The organism is Fuscovulum ytuae (assembly GCF_029953595.1).
GTDB lineage: Bacteria > Pseudomonadota > Alphaproteobacteria > Rhodobacterales > Rhodobacteraceae > Paragemmobacter > Paragemmobacter ytuae.
Map to the genome: position 1 here is coordinate 3,551,760 of NZ_CP124535.1, position 17,601 is coordinate 3,569,360.

General features: G+C 60.3%; 15 protein-coding genes. 5 read left to right on the forward strand and 10 right to left on the reverse strand.

Features of this window, described 5'->3' with window-relative positions; genetic code table 11:
- The first annotated feature begins 54 nt into the window (after positions 1-54).
- From QF092_RS17135 to QF092_RS17150, 4 genes are all read left to right on the forward strand, one after another.
- Entirely contained in the window at positions 55-1,839 is a 1,785-nt protein-coding gene (locus QF092_RS17135; protein WP_281465822.1) for an autotransporter outer membrane beta-barrel domain-containing protein, read from the forward strand.
- A 182-nt stretch (positions 1,840-2,021) separates the two neighbouring features.
- Positions 2,022-3,248, forward strand: a complete 1,227-nt coding sequence (locus tag QF092_RS17140; RefSeq protein WP_281465824.1) for a helix-turn-helix transcriptional regulator — start codon at positions 2,022-2,024, stop codon at positions 3,246-3,248.
- A 110-nt stretch (positions 3,249-3,358) separates the two neighbouring features.
- A complete protein-coding gene (locus QF092_RS17145) occupies positions 3,359-3,769 on the forward strand; it encodes a hypothetical protein (protein WP_281465827.1) in 411 nt (136 codons plus the stop codon).
- 21 nt (positions 3,770-3,790) lie between these two features.
- Complete coding sequence (locus QF092_RS17150) at positions 3,791-4,222, forward strand: hypothetical protein (RefSeq protein WP_281465829.1); 432 nt, start codon at positions 3,791-3,793, stop codon at positions 4,220-4,222.
- Between the two features lie 173 nt (positions 4,223-4,395).
- On the opposite strand, the gene QF092_RS17155 is transcribed toward QF092_RS17150, so the two are convergent.
- From QF092_RS17155 to QF092_RS17175, 5 genes are read right to left on the reverse strand one after another with little or no spacing between them, the layout of a single operon-like run.
- On the reverse strand, positions 4,396-5,151 hold the full coding sequence (locus QF092_RS17155) for an SDR family NAD(P)-dependent oxidoreductase (RefSeq protein ID WP_281465831.1): 756 nt from the start codon (positions 5,149-5,151) through the stop codon (positions 4,396-4,398).
- Complete coding sequence (locus QF092_RS17160) at positions 5,151-5,969, reverse strand: ABC transporter permease (RefSeq protein ID WP_281465833.1); 819 nt, start codon at positions 5,967-5,969, stop codon at positions 5,151-5,153. The genes QF092_RS17155 and QF092_RS17160 overlap by 1 nt, the downstream gene beginning before the upstream one ends.
- Positions 5,970-5,978: 9 nt before the next feature.
- Positions 5,979-6,830 (reverse strand): ABC transporter permease, encoded by an 852-nt coding sequence (locus QF092_RS17165; protein ID WP_281470079.1) that lies wholly within the window; start codon positions 6,828-6,830, stop codon positions 5,979-5,981.
- 4 nt (positions 6,831-6,834) lie between these two features.
- The gene (locus QF092_RS17170; RefSeq protein ID WP_281465835.1) at positions 6,835-7,992 is read right to left on the reverse strand and encodes an ABC transporter substrate-binding protein; all 1,158 of its coding nucleotides are present in this window, start codon (positions 7,990-7,992) and stop codon (positions 6,835-6,837) included.
- Between the two features lie 30 nt (positions 7,993-8,022).
- Entirely contained in the window at positions 8,023-9,144 is a 1,122-nt protein-coding gene (locus tag QF092_RS17175) for an ABC transporter ATP-binding protein (RefSeq protein ID WP_281465837.1), read from the reverse strand.
- A 99-nt stretch (positions 9,145-9,243) separates the two neighbouring features.
- Between QF092_RS17175 and QF092_RS17180 the strand changes: the two genes are divergently transcribed.
- Entirely contained in the window at positions 9,244-10,038 is a 795-nt protein-coding gene (locus QF092_RS17180; protein WP_281465839.1) for a helix-turn-helix transcriptional regulator, read from the forward strand.
- Between the two features lie 57 nt (positions 10,039-10,095).
- On the opposite strand, the gene QF092_RS17185 is transcribed toward QF092_RS17180, so the two are convergent.
- The 5 genes from QF092_RS17185 to QF092_RS17205 all read right to left on the reverse strand — a co-directional run bounded on the left by QF092_RS17185 (position 10,096) and on the right by QF092_RS17205 (position 17,450).
- Positions 10,096-12,531: a GcvT family protein gene (locus tag QF092_RS17185; RefSeq protein ID WP_281465841.1), complete on the reverse strand. Its 2,436-nt coding sequence runs from the start codon at positions 12,529-12,531 to the stop codon at positions 10,096-10,098.
- Positions 12,528-13,406, reverse strand: a complete 879-nt coding sequence (locus QF092_RS17190; RefSeq protein WP_281465843.1) for a phosphotransferase — start codon at positions 13,404-13,406, stop codon at positions 12,528-12,530. Before QF092_RS17190 ends, QF092_RS17185 begins: the two co-directional genes overlap by 4 nt.
- The gene (locus QF092_RS17195; RefSeq protein ID WP_281465844.1) at positions 13,403-15,370 is read right to left on the reverse strand and encodes an ABC transporter permease; all 1,968 of its coding nucleotides are present in this window, start codon (positions 15,368-15,370) and stop codon (positions 13,403-13,405) included. Before QF092_RS17195 ends, QF092_RS17190 begins: the two co-directional genes overlap by 4 nt.
- A 20-nt stretch (positions 15,371-15,390) precedes the next feature.
- Entirely contained in the window at positions 15,391-16,416 is a 1,026-nt protein-coding gene (locus tag QF092_RS17200; RefSeq protein WP_281465846.1) for a quaternary amine ABC transporter ATP-binding protein, read from the reverse strand.
- Positions 16,417-16,484: 68 nt separating this feature from the next.
- Positions 16,485-17,450 (reverse strand): ABC transporter substrate-binding protein, encoded by a 966-nt coding sequence (locus QF092_RS17205; RefSeq protein ID WP_281465848.1) that lies wholly within the window; start codon positions 17,448-17,450, stop codon positions 16,485-16,487.
- Positions 17,451-17,601 lie beyond the last annotated feature (151 nt).

Below are 17,601 nucleotides of genomic sequence, written 5' to 3' on the forward strand. Positions count from 1 at the left end.
TGACGAACGATCGGCTGCATTGGGACCATCGCTTCCGATTTGGGGGGAGTCGTCATGCGGCTATTGGTTCTGTCTTTTTCTGCAATCGTGGTTGGCAGCGCGAGCGTGAACGCGGCTACCGTTTTCCTTGGTGATGCGGGCATCATTCCCGTTGGGAGTGAAGGTGCTATTCTAGGAGCCGGGCTAGGGGCGCCTGGGTCTGCGGAGGTCAACGGCGGCACGATTATCACTCTGCTGCCAGGGGCTAATCTCGACTCGACGGGAGGGCCGAAGATCGATGTCGGCGATGGATCAACCGGTGATCTGCTCATCACTGGTTCCGGAACGGAAGTTCGCGCGATAGGAAATGGGACGGGCGCAAGAGCGGAGATCGGCGGTGATTTCTTTGACGCTGGCACCGGCATCGTCAACATAGAAAGTGGCGCTCGACTGCTTATTCAGGAAGCGAGCATCGCACCGGGGGCGCTTGGGACACAGGTCTTTTTGGGGGCCAGTGGCACAGGTACACTGAATCTGAAATCCGGGACCCTCGATGTTCTCAGCGGTTCATCCGCGTACTTTGAAATTGGTTCAGTTGGTGGTGGAGCTATGGGCAGCCTAAACGCAGTTAATGGCTCCGCAATTAACATTATCGGTAGCGGTGTGCCAATTGACGGTCAAAACGACATAATCATTGACGTTGGGAAGGACGGACCTTCAACCGGCTCAATCAACTTGATCGAGTCAACAATGAGTGTTTCCGCGTCGGGAAATAACGTCATGTTGAATCTCGGTAAGCCGAACGCTCTGGGAACTCTGTCTTTGAACGATGCCTCCGTGTCGCTTACCGGTGATGATGTGAGTCTTAAAGTTGGAAATGGTGGCCTCGCAGGTGCCAGTCTGAACAATGGGTCTTCACTCACCATGGCCGGCGCGAACGAAGCAATTCTTGAAATCGGGAGTGACGGTACGGGATCGATGACAATAGAGGGCGGTTCGAGCGTTGTGGTCGATGGACAAGTCTACTCAAGGATTGCTGTAGGGTCGAACCCGGGTTCAAATGGTTCTTTGTCCATTCTTAGCGGTAGCTCAGTATTATTGAGTGGACCGAATGCTGTCATGGACATTGGTGATCCAAGCCCTAACGGTTCCGACAGCAGTATGGGAGTCGTTACGATCAGCGGTCTTGGCTCAAGTCTTTCAACAGACACCGATATTCTTGTCGGAAAATGCTGCGACAACGGCTCTACACGAGGAATTCTATCGGTAAGCGACGGTGCTGTAGTTACCACACCCTCGCTTACCATCGACTCCGGCGGAATTTTGATGGGTGATGGCGGAATGATTGTGGGTAATGTCTACGTTCAAAGAACGGGGCTCGTTTCCCCCGGCCTGTCGCCGGGTTGGCTTACAATCGACGGTAACCTTGAGCTGGGTTCAGGATCAGTTCTCGAACTTGAGTTCTTGAGCGATACGATCTTTGATCGGATCATCACCTTGGGAACGGTGTCTGCGAGCGGGCCCTTCGAAATCGTCCTCTCTTTCCTAGACGGTTACCGACCAATTGCTGGGCAGACCTGGGAGTTCCTAAGTTCTGCGTCCGTATCGGATACGTTCCTCTCCAACGCCAATATCGTGGTGAAAGGCTTGGGGGCGAGTAGTCTTTTTCTGGAAAGATCGGACAACAGCGCGGGGCAGTTTCTACAAGTGAGAGCTGAAGCTATCGCGCCCGTCCCGCTGCCGCCCACGCTTGTACTTGTTCTGGGAGCCCTATTCAGCCTATTTGCTTTCAGACACTCAAAACGAGAATGTGAATGCCAAGCTGAGCCGCAAGTTGTGGGAGGCCGCTTGGCTGTATGACAGAACGCTTGAACATAGTCATCCTCTATCGACATACGTCTCTCTTCGGCAACAAAGATCAGTTTCCGTCCGCGCTGCTTTGAGGCATAAATGGCCCTCGACCGCCAACCCGTTTTGTAAATTTAGCAATCAGCATCCAAGCACGAAGCGCAACTTTGCAAGATTGAAGGCCGTAAAGCTTCTTGTACGGCTTCGCTGAATATTGGACTATCATTAATGATTGTAAATTTATCGTTCCCATCAGGGTGGTCGCTCGGATGATAAACACAAGACATGCTGCAAGAGTCAAAGCTCTCGGACTTGCCGTTGATGTCATCCACAGGCCAGATCTCTGGGATGATTTATGCGAAACATTCTGCGCTGCCTTCGGCGCGAATGCTTTCATGGTGTTTGAGTTTGACTTCAATAGATTCACCGCCCCGATCTTTCGTGGCTCGCGGGCTATTGAGGATGGTATGCACCTAGTTCAAGCTCATATGGAGGGGCGAATTCCTGAAGTTGAACGGCAGGGTTATTCCAGATTTGCAGCCTTTCCGGCGGGCATCCTCTTTGGTGAGTACCAAGCCTATGACGTTGAGCATGATCGATTCATGCCTGAAAACCCTTTCCGAGACGCGGTGCTTGCTGTTTCCGGGGCGCGTTCAAGAAGTGTGATGCGACTAAATGATGTCGGGCCATGGTCAGATGTTGCCGCCATGCACATGCCTATACCTTTCGCTGATATTGATCCGCAGCTTAGGCAGGATGCATCGTTGATCTTACCGGTTCTCGGAAAGGCGATCGAAGCAAGACGCGTGTTGGATGGACTGATCGGATTGGGCAAAGCTCTCGCGGTTGCCTTCGACAAGTTTGATTTTGGGGCCGCGATATGTCGCCCGTCCGGGCAAATCGTTGTTTCAAACGCTGAATTTAAATCCATGGCAGCCGAGCGCGATGGGCTTGCGGTTGTGGGCGATTTTGTTCGGGCAACGTTGCCTGCGGACCGGGAACACCTTGCGACAGCCATTCGATCGACTCATTCTATTGATGCTTCTGCACGTTCAACGATCTGTCGACTACGTCGCCATTCCGAGCGCTTGCCTCTCATTGCGCGCGCTATACCCCTACGCAGTGAGGAAATTGGTATCACCGATGAGCCCCTGACACTCCTGCTCGTTATTGACCCAGATGCCTCTGACCGGGTGAATGTTGAGGGCGTTGGCGCGCTGGGGATACTTTCTCAAGCCGAATTGGATATTTGTCAGTTGATCGTTACCGGAAAAGCAACACAAGAGATCGCCGAGCACCGTGGCACCTCAGTCCAAACCGTGACCGATCAGGTGAAATCTGCCTTGGCAAAGCTTGCCTGTGCATCCCGCATTGATATCGTACGTCTCGCCATGGCTACGCGCCCAGCGGGTAAGATCTGACCTGCCGATCGAACCTGATGCGGATACCCGTCCCCAATCAGGGGGATGCGCGAAATTAAAACCGCTGCAACGATTGATCCAAGAGCTATTCAAATCTTGGAGCACTCAGCATGTTCGCAACGACGCTTTCGATAACTGCTTGGAAAAAACCGGCGCATCTCACCATCGTAGTGGTGGCAATTGCGGCCCAATTCTCCATTCCCGCGCCAAGTACCGCACAGGAATTCATGAGCCAGGCCGAGCTGATTAGCACTATCCCAGGAAAAACAATCCAAGGGCGATCCAATGACGGGAGCCGCTGGGCACAAGCCTATGGCAAAGGTTCAAAACGGGGGAAAATTAAGGGCGTGCATGAAGGAAGTAAATATGACGCAGAGTGGTATGTCGAGGGTGACAAATGGTGTGAAAACTGGGGAGATGGTCAGGCCTGTTGGAGTGTGGAACGCGTCGATGAACGATCACTCAGGATGTTCAATGCTGATGGATCGGCACGAAAATACCTTTGGGTTCTGCAAGACTGAAAACTGACAGATCAAGAAGGATTGGAGTTCACCATGCGACCTGTGCGAACCATCGCTGCAATCTCGGCAATCACGTTTCTGGGAGTGGCATCTGCCTTTGCGGATGGCGTGACCGTGAAGCAAGTCACAAAGGCCAAGACCGGCGAGGAACTGGTTCAACTTGGTGCAACGCGCCTGTCAGCCGCTGATTTCAAGGCGCGTGTGGTTGGTAAGCAGATGACAGAAGTCGGCAAAAGTTGGACTTGGATTATCAAGTCGAATGGCAAGACCGAAAGTGCTGCAGCCGATGGATCTTGGAGTGACGCCAGCGCCTGGAAGATGAAGGGCGACACTTACTGCCGCGACGTTGAAGGGTCGGAACGGTGCAGTGATGTGTATTTGATCGGTGGCTATTTGCGAATGACCGAAGGCGGTGGTGATGCGTTGTCCGGCTGGACAGTGAAGCTGGATTGAGGAGAGAGTGCTGCGTCGGCCTCTGTCTTGAAACTTGAGCGGACGTAAATCATGCCTGCTGCTGCTTTTGAACAGGGCAGAATTGCTACGGGCTGAGAATCATGAGGTAGTCCACCTGACAAAACTTGGCGTTCCCGTTTCGCCGCAATCGGTCTTGGAAATGGTATGGACCGCTAGAGGCATTCCCCGCCATCAATCACGAGGGCATGGCCCGTCATGAAGGCGGATTGGTCGGATGCGAGGTAGACGATGCTGGCCCCGATCTCATCCACCGAGGCCCAGCGTCCCATCGGGATCGATTGCGCGACATAGGCCTCCAACGCCGCGCGGCCGCCCATCTGTTGTTCGAACCCGTGGTTGAAGGGGGTGTCGACGAAGCCGGGGCAGAGGGCATTGCAGCGGATGTTGTCGGCGGCGTAATCGGCGGCGATCTGGCGGGTCATGGCGATGACGGCGTGTTTCGTCGTGCAATAGGCGATCATGCCGCGGTCATATTGCACGCCGGAATTCGAGGCGGTGATGATGATCGAGCCTTGGCGTCTTTGCTGCATATGGGGCATCGCCGCGCGTGCCGCGATGAAATGGGCGCGCACGTTCAGCCGCCATGAGGTATCCATGCCGTCGGGGCTGACCTCGGTCAGGCGACCCGGTATCTGAATGCCCGCATGCGAATGCAGGATGTCGAGCCGACCGCGCGCCGCCACGCCGTCAATCGCGGCCTGAACGGCGCTGTCGTCGCCCGCATCAAGGGCCATGGCTTCGGCCTGTCCCCCGGCAGCGGTGATTTCCTGAGCGACGGTTTGCGCCCGGTGGCCGTCGAGATCGGTGACGACGACATGCGCGCCTTCGCGGGCGAGCGCGAGCGCACCCGCCCGACCAATACCGGACCCAGCCCCTGTCAGAAACGCGACGCGACCTGTGAGCAGCATTACCGTCCTCCGTTCTTGGGGCCGCGCCTGAGGATGAATTGCGCTGCGATCAACAAAAGCAGCGACACGGCCAGAACCATCGTGCCGATGGCATTGATTTCGGGGGTCACGCCGCGACGGATCGAGGAAAAGACATAGATCGGCAGCGTGGTTTCGGACCCGGCAACGAAGAAGGCGATGATGAAATCGTCAAAGCTGAAGGTGAAGCTGAGGAGGAACCCGGCAAGGATGCCGGGGAAGATGAGGGGCAGGGTGACCTGCCGGAAGGTGGCCAGCGGTGGGGCGTAGAGGTCCGCCGAGGCCTCCATCAGGCTGCGGTCCATTCCGGCAAGGCGGGCGCGCAGGATGATGATGACGAGCGCCATGGAAAAGAGCGCATGCGCGGCGATCAGGGAGCCGTAGCCCATCGCAAGCTGGGGTGCCTCGCCTTCGGGGGCCAATGTGGCCAGAAGCGGGTTTATCCAGCCAAAGAGCGTCACAAGCGCGATCAGCGATGCGATGCCGATGACGATGCCGGGCACCATCACCGCGACATAGATCAGCGCGTCGGCCACGGCCCGGACCCGTCCCTTCATGCCCTGCAACGCAAGGGCCGCCATGGTGCCGAAGACCGAGGCGATCGTGGCCGAGGTGAGGGCGACGATGAAGCTGGTCCAGAGCGCCTCCATCACGAAGGGGTTGGAGAGGGCCTTGCCGTACCATTGCAGTGAAAAGCCGGTGAATTGGCTGGCATGCCGCCCGGCGTTGAAGCTGAAGATCGCGATGACCGCGATGGGCAGGTAGAGGAAGGCGAAAACAGCGGCGGCGTAGGTGCGCATCTGGGCCCCCTACATCAAAGCCACATCGTCGCGCTGGCCACCCATGCGGCGCATCAGCCACATGTAGAAGGAGACGGTGACCAACATGATGACGACGAGACTGACCGCGACTGCCGATCCGAAAGCCCAATTGCGGGATTGCAGGAACAGATCGACCAGCGCATTGCCGATGAAGAACACCTTGCCACCCCCCAGCATGGCAGGGATCAGGAATTCACCCATCAAGAGGATGAAGACCAGCATGCAGCCAGTTGCCACGCCGGGCAGCGACAGGGGCAGCGTGATTTGCAGGAAACTGCGCAAGGGTGGGGCACCCAGATCGGCGGAAGCCTCCAGAAGGCGCGTGTCCAGACGTTCGAGGCTGACATAGAGCGGCAACACCATCAGCGGCAGATAGCCGTAGACGATGCCTGTCAGCACAGCGAAGGGCGTGTTGATCAACCGGATCGAACCGAAGCCCAACCATTCGATCAGCGCGGGCAGGCCTTGCCCACCCAAGAGAAAGATCCACGCATAGCTGCGGATGAGGATCGAGGTCCAGAAGGGCACGATGACGAGGATCAGTAGGAGCGTCCGCCATCTGGCACTCACTCGGAGGGCCAGAAAATACGCCAAGGGGTAGGCGATGAGAAGCGCCAGCGCGGTGCCAAGCGGGGCAAGGATCAGCGTGTTGAAGAAGGCCGTGCTGCGCGCGGGCAGGTTCAGGTATTGTTCGAAGGTGAAGGCGGGGACGAAGCCGCCCGCCGCCTCGCGTTCGCCGAAACTGGCGACAAGGATGAAACACAGCGGCAGCACCAGCATGACGGCAAACCATAGCCCCGCCGGGGCAAGGAGAAGCCATGTGGAAAGCCGCCGCTGCATCATCTTAGGCCGATTTGAACCGTGCCATGAGCTCGGCCCGGTTGGGATCGGTCAGGGTGGCCGCTGCGCCGAATTCCAGCGCGTTGAGAAGGTCCGCCGCAGGATAGAGGATCGGGTCGTTCAGAACCTCGGGCGGCAGAAGTGCGGCGACGCGGCTGTCAGGAACCGGATAGCCGTGGAAGAGCGCCTCTTTGGCGTTCACCTCGGGCGCGAGAAGATAGTTGATCAGGGCATAGGCCGCCTCGCGATGCGGGGCGCCTTTCGGGACGGCGTAGAAGTCCGACCACAGCTCGCCGCCTTCCTTGCCAAGGACGTAGACGATTTCCGGCATGTCGCGGTTCAACTGCTTGCCATCTCCCGTCCAGCAGATCGTCATCCATGCATCGCCGGAGCGCATCGAGGGCTGGTAGTCCGAGTTGATTGCGAAAAGATGCGGTTTGGTGGCCAGCAGAAGTTCTTCGGCCTTGGCGAGTTCGGCCGGATCGATTGAGTTGAAGGAATAGCCAAAGGCCTTGAGGGCCGCGCCGATGGTAGTGAGCTGGTAGTCATGCACCATGGTGCGACCCGAGAAACTGGTCTGGGTCAGATCGAAGAATTCCTTCCAAGTGGCAGGGGTCGCGTCGCCGGAATGCGTCGTGTTGACGGCAAAGCCGGTGGTGCCCCAGTTCTTTGGCACGGCGTAGAGTTTGCCATCGACTGTGCCCGGACCGGCAAAGCGCTGGTCGAAGCTGGCGGCGTCGTAATTCGGAAGAAGGGACAGATCGAGCGGTTCAATCAGATCCTGTTCGACATAAGTGGTAATGGTGTAATTGGTCGGAACGAAGACGTCCCAGCCCGACCCGCCTGCCTGCAATTTGGCAAGCATTTCCTCGTTGCTGCCAAAGACGTTGACCTGCACGGCGGCGCCTGTCTCGCTGGAGAAGGTATCGAAATTCGCGGCGTCGTGGTAGTTGGGCCATGTGGCCAGAACCACCCGGTCGCCGATGCCTTGAGCGAAGGCCGGGCGCGGAAGAAGGCCGGGCATGGCGGCGCCAAGGACCGCCGTGGCTGTGCCAAGGCCGGTAACGCCGAGGAAGTGTCGGCGTGTGACCGAGCCTTTCTGGTAGCGCCGCAATTCCTCCATGAACTTCTGGCGCGAGATGTGGTCGATCTTGTCGGACATTGCTGAAGTCTCCCTGTTGGATGGTTCTTTTTAGTCTTCGGGTAGGATGAGGGCGGCCTGTGGCGCCCAGTGGACATGGGCCGCATCGCCGGGGGCAAAGCTGCCTTCGTTTGCCTCGGCCTGCCTTGCCACCAACACCAGAAGATCACCCAAGACGGCATGACGGACGAGGTATTCGGTATGTTCCCCAAGGAAGATGCGGTTGATGACGGTCACCGGCAGAGCCCCGTCTTGGGCCATGTGAGCAAGGCCGATCTGTTCGGGCCGGATGCTGAGCGAGACGGGCGTACCTTGCGCCAGCTCTGTGTGCATCCGCCCGGTAAAGCGCTGGCCCGACGCGGTTTCGACTTGGCCATTTTTTCCGGAAAGAGAGGCGAGCCTGCCGTTGAGGAAGTTCGATTTCCCCACGAAATCAGCCACATATCGGTTGATCGGGTGATCGTATAGGGCGTTCGGTGATCCCGATTGCACGATGCGCCCGGCGCGCATGATGCAGATGCGGTCCGACATCGACAGCGCTTCTTCCTGATCATGGGTCACCAGCACGAAGGTGATGCCTAGTTGGCGTTGCAGGGTCTGAAGTTCGATCTGCATTTCGCGGCGAAGCTTGCGGTCAAGGGCGGCAAGCGGTTCGTCCAGAAGAAGGATTTTGGGTTCGTTCACGATGGCACGGGCGAGGGCGACGCGCTGTTGCTGACCGCCCGACATTTCCCAGATCCGGCGGGGGCCAAAGCCGGAAAGGCGCACCATTTCCAGCGCGCGGTCCACTTTGCGCGCCACCTCGGCGCGGGCAGGGCGGGGGCGTCGCTGCATCAGGCCATAGCCGATATTGTCGGCCACGGTGAGGTGCGGAAAAAGCGCATAGTGCTGAAACACCATGTTCACGGGGCGAAGATAAGCGGGCACCTCCGTGACCCTTTCGCCATCGAGATAGATGTCGCCTGACGTTGGCGTCTCAAACCCCGCCAGCATGCGAAGGGCGGTGGTTTTGCCGCAGCCCGACGGCCCGAGAAAGGACAGAAACTCGCCCGATCCGATGCCGAAATCCAAGGCATCTGCGGCAAGTACGTCCCCGTAACGCTTTGTCGCCGCGCGGAACTGGGCGATCAGGGGGCGTTCGGCCGGATCGGCGCTGGCAGATAGGCTTTGCATGAGGTCGGGTCTATCCTATGAAACATGGCAAAGCGTAGGAGAACTCCGATTGGCAGTATATATAACAAATGAGGTAGTTTTGGGCGAAGCGGGGCGTTGATGAAGCCGTCGGCCTGGGCACCTTTGGCGGGCGCGGTGGTGGGGGTGCTGGAGACGTCGGACCTTCCTTCGGTCTTGACCGCCTTTCTGCGCCAGACTGTGCCCTACAGCTATACCGTGATCTTTGGCTATCGCGGGACTGCGCGGCCGATTGACCTGCACGACGATTTTCCAATGGCAAAGCGGAAGATCTTTGTCACCGACTATCAGGCGGGCCCCTATCTTCTTGATCCCTTTTATCTGGCCTCATTGCGGGGCGTGGAGCCGGGCCTGTACCGCCTGCGCGATCTGGCACCGGATCGGTTTTATCAGGGCGAGTATTATCGCAGCTATTATGCCCAGACGGGCCTTGCCGAAGAGATCGCCTATTTCGTCGATCTGCCGGAGCAATCGACGCTTGTCTTGTCCTTGATGCGAACGGAACGCCCCTTTTCGCAGCGGGAGTTCAAGGCGTTGGAGGCTGTCTTTCCTTTTGTAGCGTCGGTCGTCCGTCGGCAATGGAAGACCCTTTGCCATCAGTTCGGTAAGGGTGGAGAGGTTTCGGGGATGCCGAGGCCCCAGCGGGATATCGTGGATGATCTTGGCAGCTTTGGTGCAGGCGTCCTGACCGCCCGTGAACGTGAGGTCGCTGCCTTCACGCTGAAAGGACATTCCGCTGAATCAACTGGGCAGATCCTTGGGATTTCGCCCGGAACCGTCAGGATTCATCGGCGCAACATCTATGCCAAGCTGCGGATCAATTCGCAGGGCGAGCTTTTCTCTCGCTTTCTACGGACGCTTTCGGATGGACCCTGATATCTGGGGGAATGTTTTTATAAAGACCTCGCGCGGAGCGATTGGTTTGCTGGGCTGTCACCCCTTCACACGCCGCCCCTCTGGATCAACCAGCGGGCCGAGCGCCAGTTGTGCAGGCAGTGTGTCGCCTGCGACGACAAGGTCGTAGCGGCCGGTCGTGAGCCAGTCATCCGTCACCCCGTCCGCGTTGCGGATATAGCCGTAACCGATGCTTTTGCAGACCGTGTAGCCATAGCCGCCGGAGGTGAGGTAACCCACGGGTTGGTCGTTGCGGAGGATGGTTTCCCGGCCCACGAGGACGGCGTTGGGGGCGTCCAGCGTGAAGCCAGCGAAGCGTTTGGTAAGGGGGCGGGTCTGGGCCACCTCGAGCGCCGCGCGGCCGAGGAAGGGGGTGTTCGACTTCATCTTGACCGCCCAGCCAAGGCCCGCCTCGAAGGGGGTGTCGTTGGGAGTGATGTCGGAGGACCACGCACGGTAGCCTTTTTCGAGGCGGAGGGATTCCAGCGCGCGATAGCCGACGGGGCGGACATTGGCCCCGCCTGCCGCCATCAGCGCGTCGAAGACGGCTCCGGTATGCGCGAGGGGGATGTGCAGTTCCCAGCCGAGTTCACCGACATAGGTCACGCGCAGGGCGCGGACTTTTGCGCCGGCGATGGCGATTTCGCGGGCATGGCCGAAGGGGAAGGCTGCGTTGGACACATCGGCATCTGTCACCTTGGCCAGCACCTCGCGCGCCATGGGGCCCATGAGGGAGAGGGTTCCCCAGTCTTCGGTCACATCCGTCACGGTGCAGCCGGTGCCGGGCAGGTGATCGGCGATCCAGGCAAGGTCATGGGTGCGGAAGCCTGTGCCGGTGACGATGTAGAAGTGGTCGTCCGAGAGGCGGGCGACGGTGAGGTCGGCCTCGATCCCGCCGCGGGTGTTGAGAAGCTGGGTATAGGTCAGGCGGCCCACATCGCGGGCGACGCGGTTGGCGCAGATCCATTCCAGCGCCTCGGCGGCCTTAGGGCCGGAAAGTTCGTATTTGGCGAAGGAGGATTGGTCGAAGATACCCACCTTTTCGCGGACATGGGTGTGTTCCTGCCCCACCGGAGCGAACCAGTTCTGACGACCCATGGAATAGTGATCGCGCGCCTCCATGCCTTCGGGCGCGAACCAATTGGGGCGTTCCCAGCCGAGTTTTGATCCGAAGACGGCGCGGTGATCCTTGAGGCGTCGGTAGAGGGGCGAGGTGATGCGGGGGCGGCCGCTTTCATATTCCTCATGCGGGAAGCCGATGGTGTAGTGTTTTCCATAAGCCTCCATCGTGCGGTCAAAGACCCACCCGCGGTCGCGGTGCAGTCCAGAGAAACGTCGAATATCGACGACCCAGAGGTCGAGCGGGGCCTCATCCCGCATGACCCATTCGGCAAGGACCCAGCCCGCGCCACCACCAGAGGCGATGCCAAAAGCGTTGAAGCCAGCGCCGACATACATATTGGCGCATTCTGGGGCGGGGCCGAGGATGAAATTGCCGTCGGGGGTGAAACTTTCCGCGCCGTTGATCATCTGCTTGACGCCGGTCTGTTCAAGAGCGGGCACGCGGGCGATGGCCTGTTCCAGATGCTGGGCGAAATGGTCGTAATCATCGTCAAACAGACGGAATTCCCAATTCTTGGGGATGTCGCCCGTGACCCAGCCCTGGGGGTTGGGTTCATAGCCGCCCATCACCAGACCGCCCACCTCTTCCTTGAAGTAGGTGCGGCGGTCGGGGTCGCGCAGGGTGGGGGCGTCGGGGGAGAGACCGTCGATCTTCTCGGTGATGATATACTGGTGTTTGACGGGTTGCAGGGGCACGTTGATCCCTACCATTGCCCCGATCTCGCGCGCCCACATACCGCCGCAGTTGACCACCTTCTCGCAGGTGATCGTGCCTTGGGTCGTGTGGACGGCGGTGATGCGGCGGCCGTCCATCGCAAAGCCCGTGACGGTGACACCTTCATGCAGTTTCGCGCCATGCATCCGCGCACCCTTCGCAAGGGATTGGGTGATGTCGGAAGGGCTGGCTTGCCCGTCGGTGGGCAGCCAGCTTGCCCCCACAAGATCGGAGGTATCCATCAGGGGCCACATGCGTTTCACCTCGTCAGGCGAGAGGAGGTGCATCTCCATCCCGAAGCTGCGGGCAGTGGTGGCGAGGCGGCGGTATTCGGTCCAGCGGTCGGCATTGGTGGCAAGCCGCAGGCAGCCCGTCATCTTCCAGCCGGTATCAAGACCCGTCTCGGCAGCGAGGCCTTTGTAAAGTTCCACCGAGTATTTGAGAACGCGGGTGATCGAGGCCGAGGCCCGCAACTGCCCCACCAGACCCGCTGCATGCCATGTGGAACCGGAGGTGATCTGCCCCTGTTCCAGCAGCACCACATCGGCCTTGTGGTCGCGGGCGAGGTGATAGGCGGTAGAACAGCCGATGATGCCGCCGCCGATGACGACGATCTGGGCATGGGTGGGGAGGGTCATTTCGGGTTTCCGTGGCGGGAGTGGTATTGGGCGAGGGCTGCGTCGAGTTTCTCAAGGTTCTCGCGGGCATAGGCCTTGTAATCGGCCCCCGGTGCGGCGAGGTGGAGGTCGGATACCATGGCCCACATCGCCTCACGCAGGAGGCTTGCGCATTGCATGGCGTCGAAGGCGTGGAGGAGCGCGGGCGAGGGGCTTTCGCCGAAATAGGTGGTGAGGAGGCGGTTGGTTTCTGCTGCCTCCATCCCCGCATTAGAGGCAGCCCCGGCGAGGTCGAAGAGCGCAGTGCCGAAGCCTGCATATTCGTAGTCGATCAGCCAGAGGCGGTGGCCATCGTCAAGGAAATTTGCGGGCAGAAGGTCATGGTGGCCGAAGATGATCGGCAGGGGGATCTGGGCCTGTTCGAGCTCTGAGCAAAGGGAAAGAAGCGCGGGAAGATCCGGCGTAAAGGGGCTTTCGCCCGCGCGGAGGGTGCGGGCATAGTCGCGGATCACATGGAAGGGCCAGAAGAGGAAGGCCGCCCCGGCGATATGGGCAGGCATTTCGGCATGGAAGCGGCGCAAGAGCGTGGCGATCCGGTCAGGGTTGGCACGGAGGTCATCGGGCCCCCAAGTTTGGGCATTCAGGTATTCGACCACCGTCACGCCCGGTTCGGCATGTTCAACGCGGGGGCCGAAGCCTGCGGCATGGGCGGCGCGGGCGGTCATCACTTCACGCGCGCGGTCGACGTGGTGGAAGGGGTAGTCGCGGCCGTAGCGGACAACATGGGTGCCGGTGTCGTCTTTGACCTTCCAGCTTTCGTTGGAGAGGCCCCCTAGTAGGGGTTCGGCGGTTATCTGCCCCTTGAAGGGCAGGGCGCGGAGTTTTTCGGGGATCATGCGGGGCCTCCGAGGCCGAGCTTGGCTTTCTGCCGTTCGGCGGTGGCATGGATCAGGCGGTCGGCGATGATGGCTATGAAGGCGACGGCGAGGCCAGCGACAAGGCCATTCCCGGGATTGGCCTTGGTGAGTGCGATATAGACATCCTGCCCAAGGTCGCGAGTGCCCACGAGGGCCGTGATGACCAGCATGGAGAGGGCGAACATAATGGTTTGGTTCACGCCCAAAAGGATTTCCGGCAGGGCAAGGCGCAGGCGGATGCGGCTCAGGATCTGCCAATCGGTGCAACCCATGGCGCGGCCTGCTTCGATCAGCCTTGGGTCCACGCCCTGCAGGCCGAGGACAGTGTAGCGGATGGCGGCCACAACGGCATAAGCGACGACGGCGATCATGGCGGCGAAGTCGCCCACGCGGAAGAGCATTACCACGGGCATGAGATAGACGAAGGAAGGAAGGGTTTGCAGCGTATCCAGGATCGCGCGGGTGATCGTCCATGCCTGGTCGCGGTTGGCAACAGCGATGGCGATCGGCAGGCCGATCATCAGGGCAAAAAGGGTGGAGAGGCCGCAGAGATAGACCGTGATCATGGCCTTTTCCCATTGCCCTGTTGCGGCGATGAGGAACGAGAGGGAGGTGGTAAGGGCGGCAAGTTTCCAGCCGCCCAGACGCCAGCCTGCAAGGCCGAGAAGGGCGACCACGGCAAGCCATGGGAGCGAGAGGAGGAACCGCTTTACTGGGATGAGGATGAGGGTGAGGATGGCGGTCTTTATCGCCTCCAGCGTGTCGAAGAAGGTTAGGTTGATCCATTCCACGGCGGCGGCCCAGAAGGGGCTGGTCGTCAGGCGGGCGGCATCGGGATAGGTCTGGATCGCGGGCAAAATGAGGCCGAGCGTCCAAGTGACGGCTATGAGAGCAAGGGCGGCAATCAGATAGGGGTGGCGTTGGGCGAGGGTGCCGTGGGGGGCCGCGGCCCAGCTGCGGCGGGCCAGCGCCTGCGAGAGACGGTCAAGGGCGACAGCGAGGGCGACGATGGCAAGGCCTGCTTCCAATCCCGCGCCGAAGTCGAGGCGGCGGAGCGCGTTTAGCACATCAAAGCCAAGGCCGCCCGCCCCGATCATCGAGGCGATGATGACCATGTTGAGCGAGAGCATGATGACTTGGTTCACCCCCACCATCAGCGGTTCGCGGGCAGAGGGGACCAGCACCCGCCATGTCATCTGGCGCGGCGTGCAGCCGACCATACGGCCAAGGTCATGAATTTCGGATGGAATGCGCTGCAGGGCCAGCGTGGTGATGCGGGTCATCGGCGGCATGGCGTAGATCAGGGTGGCCACGATGGCGGCGGTCGGGCCAAAGCCGAAAAGAATGAGGATGGGGACGAGATAGGCGAAGACCGGCATGGTCTGCATAAGATCGAGCAACGGCTTCAGCGCTCGGTCGAGCCATGGCATCCGCCATGCCGCGATGCCCAGAAGGAGGCCGCCGATCACCCCGATTGGCACGGCCACGATGATGGAAGCGAGCGTGACCATAGCGCTTTGCCATTGGCCGAAGACGGCGACAAAGCCCATGCAGAACGTGACCGTCAGGGCAAGCGGCGGGCCGCCGGCGTATAAGCCAAAAAGTGCAAAGAGGCCGATCACCGCGACCCAAGGGAGAGGCGGCCAGAGTTGAATGGCGCTGGACCCTTCGCCCGAAAGAAGGCCCGTCGAGAGAAGCGACAAGACAAGGCGGTAGGGCGCGTCGATCAGTTCGGCAAGGAAGCGGGTGACATCTGAAAAGGCGAGCGGGCCGATGGCAGCCTCTTTTACCAGCCAAGTGATGAAGCCGCCAATCCAGCGCGCGGCGGGGATTTGCCAGGCTTTGGGGTATTCGAAGGCAAAGGGGGCCAGCGTCTGGCCCCAGAGCCAGAGGATGGCGGCAAGCGCGAGGGCCACGCCCCAGATCAGTCGGGGCTGGGCCATTATGGGGGCGGGAAGGGCGGTCACGCCGTGCCCCCAAGGATCAGGCGGATCACGTCATCGCGGTGCAGCGTGCCGATGGGGCGACCGTCGGCATCGGTGACAGAAAGGGCGGTGGCGCCTTCGAGAAAGGCGGTGCCCGCCTCGGCCACTGTGGCGCGGTCGGTGATGGTGGCTGCATTGGCCGGGGGCGGCGCATCAGTCATCAGGGATGCCACGCGGACGGCTTTGGCCTTTGGGACGGCACGGGTGAATTCGCGCACGTAATCGGTGGCGGGATGCAGGACAAGGGTTTCTGGCGTGCCTATCTGTTCGATGCAGCCATCCTTCATGATGGCGATGCGGTCGGCGAGGCGGATCGCCTCGTCGAAATCATGTGTGATGAACACGATGGTCTTCTGCAGTCGCGATTGCAGGCGGATGAATTCGTCCTGCAATTCGCGCCGGATCAGGGGATCGAGCGCGGAGAAGGGTTCGTCGAGGAACCAGAGTTCGGGTTCCACGGCGAGGGAGCGGGCGATCCCGACGCGCTGTTGCTGGCCCCCCGAAAGCTGGCGGGGGTAGCTGTCTTCGCGGCCCGCAAGGCCGACAAGGGCGATCATTTCTCGCGCGCGGGCATCGCGGGCGGGGCGTGGCAGGCCTTGGACTTCCAAAGGGAAGGCCACGTTTTCCAGGACGGTCAGATGGGGCAGAAGGGCGAAATGCTGGAACACCATGCCCATTTTGTGGCGGCGGATCAGGGTCATCTCGGCCTCAGTCGCGGTCAGAAGGTTCTGGCCGTTGAAGAGGATTTCGCCCGCCGTGGGTTCGACGAGGCGCGAGAGGCAGCGGACAAGCGTGGATTTGCCCGAGCCGGACAGGCCCATGATGACGAAAATCTCGCCTTCCTTCACCGTCAGGTCCACGGCGCGGACGGCGGGCACGAGGCCTGCGGCGATCAGCCGTTCGGGGGCGGGGTCGCGGCCCATGCTGGCCAGCGCCGCCTCGGCCTTTGCGCCGAAGACTTTCCAGACATTGCGGCAGACGAGTTTATCGCGCGCGTCGGTCATGTTTGACTTTATTGTGGGATCGTGGGGCGGCGCGGGGCCGCCCCTTGGAATGCGAAACGAAGGGCGGGTTACTGGGCGATCCAGCCGCTCCACCGTGCTTCGTTTGCGGCCATCCAGTCGGCGACGACGGCGTCGATCGTTTTGCCGTTCAGGTCCACCTCGGTGATCATGGCGCCCATTTCGGCATTGTCGATGGTGAAGGCAGTGATCGCCTTGTGGGCACCGGGCCATTTGTCCTTGAGCCCTGCCCAACCCACCTTCCAAATGTCTCCGAATGGCTTGCCGCAGTCGTAGGCGAGGTCTGGGTTCACGCCTACGGCGGGGTCGTTGTAGCACTCGGCAGAGTAGGTTGGGAATTCGACCCATTCGCCTTCGTATTTGGCGGGTGCCCAGTGCGGGGCGTAAATCCAAAGCACGATGGGGGCCTTGCGCTGATAGGCGCTTTCGAGTTCGGCAAAGAGCGCGGCGTCGGTGCCGGCATGGATCACCTCGAAGGGTAGATCCAAAGCTTCGACCCGTTCCTCATCAAAACCGCCCCAAGTGACGGGGCCGCCGAGATAGCGGCCATTGGGCGCGGTTTCGGGTGTTGAGAAGGCCTCGGCGCAGGCGGGGTCTTTCAGCGCCTCCCAATTGGGCAGGCCGGGGCAGAGTTCTTTCATATAGGTGGGATACCACCATTCTTCTTTCGCCTGCATGCCCGTGGGGCCGAAATTTTCGACATTCCCCGTTGCGACGGCGGCATCCATCGCCTCGCGCCCCGTAGTTTCCCAGATTTCCATGGCAACATGCAGGTCGCCGGATTCAAGGCCGGGGAATTGGGCAAGGTAGTCGGCCTGGACATATTCGACGCTGTAACCAGCCTTCTTTAATACCTCGCCCATGAGTTGGGTGGTGATGAGCTGACCCGTCCAGTCGTGGAGGGTGAGCTTGATGGGATCGGAGGATTCCTGCGCCATGGCGGCCAGGGCGGTGGTGCAGGCGATGAGGGCGGAAAGGCCCACGGAACGGATATTGGAACGGATGGAACGGGGCATCGGAAACTCCCTGTCGGTGTATCGGAAGGACGATATCGGGTTCTTTTTGCGCGCGGTGTGTTGCGCGAGGTCTGCCGAGGAAAGGTTAGCTGGCGGGTACGGGATGCTGTCAATCCGATTCCGTGGAGTGTTGGAATTTCCTTGACCGAAT

What these genes read in the sequence shown, in the direction of transcription:
- QF092_RS17160 (WP_281465833.1), bottom strand. Translation starts at nt 5,969, where the DNA reads ATGCGCACCTACGCCGCCGCTGTTTTCGCCTTCCTCTACCTGCCCATC.
- QF092_RS17135 (WP_281465822.1), top strand. Translation starts at nt 55, where the DNA reads ATGCGGCTATTGGTTCTGTCTTTTTCTGCAATCGTGGTTGGCAGCGCG.
- QF092_RS17170 (WP_281465835.1), bottom strand. Translation starts at nt 7,992, where the DNA reads ATGTCCGACAAGATCGACCACATCTCGCGCCAGAAGTTCATGGAGGAA.
- QF092_RS17205 (WP_281465848.1), bottom strand. Translation starts at nt 17,450, where the DNA reads ATGCCCCGTTCCATCCGTTCCAATATCCGTTCCGTGGGCCTTTCCGCC.
- QF092_RS17195 (WP_281465844.1), bottom strand. Translation starts at nt 15,370, where the DNA reads ATGGCCCAGCCCCGACTGATCTGGGGCGTGGCCCTCGCGCTTGCCGCC.
- QF092_RS17175 (WP_281465837.1), bottom strand. Translation starts at nt 9,144, where the DNA reads ATGCAAAGCCTATCTGCCAGCGCCGATCCGGCCGAACGCCCCCTGATC.
- QF092_RS17180 (WP_281465839.1), top strand. Translation starts at nt 9,244, where the DNA reads ATGAAGCCGTCGGCCTGGGCACCTTTGGCGGGCGCGGTGGTGGGGGTG.
- QF092_RS17155 (WP_281465831.1), bottom strand. Translation starts at nt 5,151, where the DNA reads ATGCTGCTCACAGGTCGCGTCGCGTTTCTGACAGGGGCTGGGTCCGGT.
- QF092_RS17200 (WP_281465846.1), bottom strand. Translation starts at nt 16,416, where the DNA reads ATGACCGACGCGCGCGATAAACTCGTCTGCCGCAATGTCTGGAAAGTC.
- QF092_RS17165 (WP_281470079.1), bottom strand. Translation starts at nt 6,830, where the DNA reads ATGCAGCGGCGGCTTTCCACATGGCTTCTCCTTGCCCCGGCGGGGCTA.
- QF092_RS17185 (WP_281465841.1), bottom strand. Translation starts at nt 12,531, where the DNA reads ATGACCCTCCCCACCCATGCCCAGATCGTCGTCATCGGCGGCGGCATC.
- QF092_RS17190 (WP_281465843.1), bottom strand. Translation starts at nt 13,406, where the DNA reads ATGATCCCCGAAAAACTCCGCGCCCTGCCCTTCAAGGGGCAGATAACC.
- QF092_RS17145 (WP_281465827.1), top strand. Translation starts at nt 3,359, where the DNA reads ATGTTCGCAACGACGCTTTCGATAACTGCTTGGAAAAAACCGGCGCAT.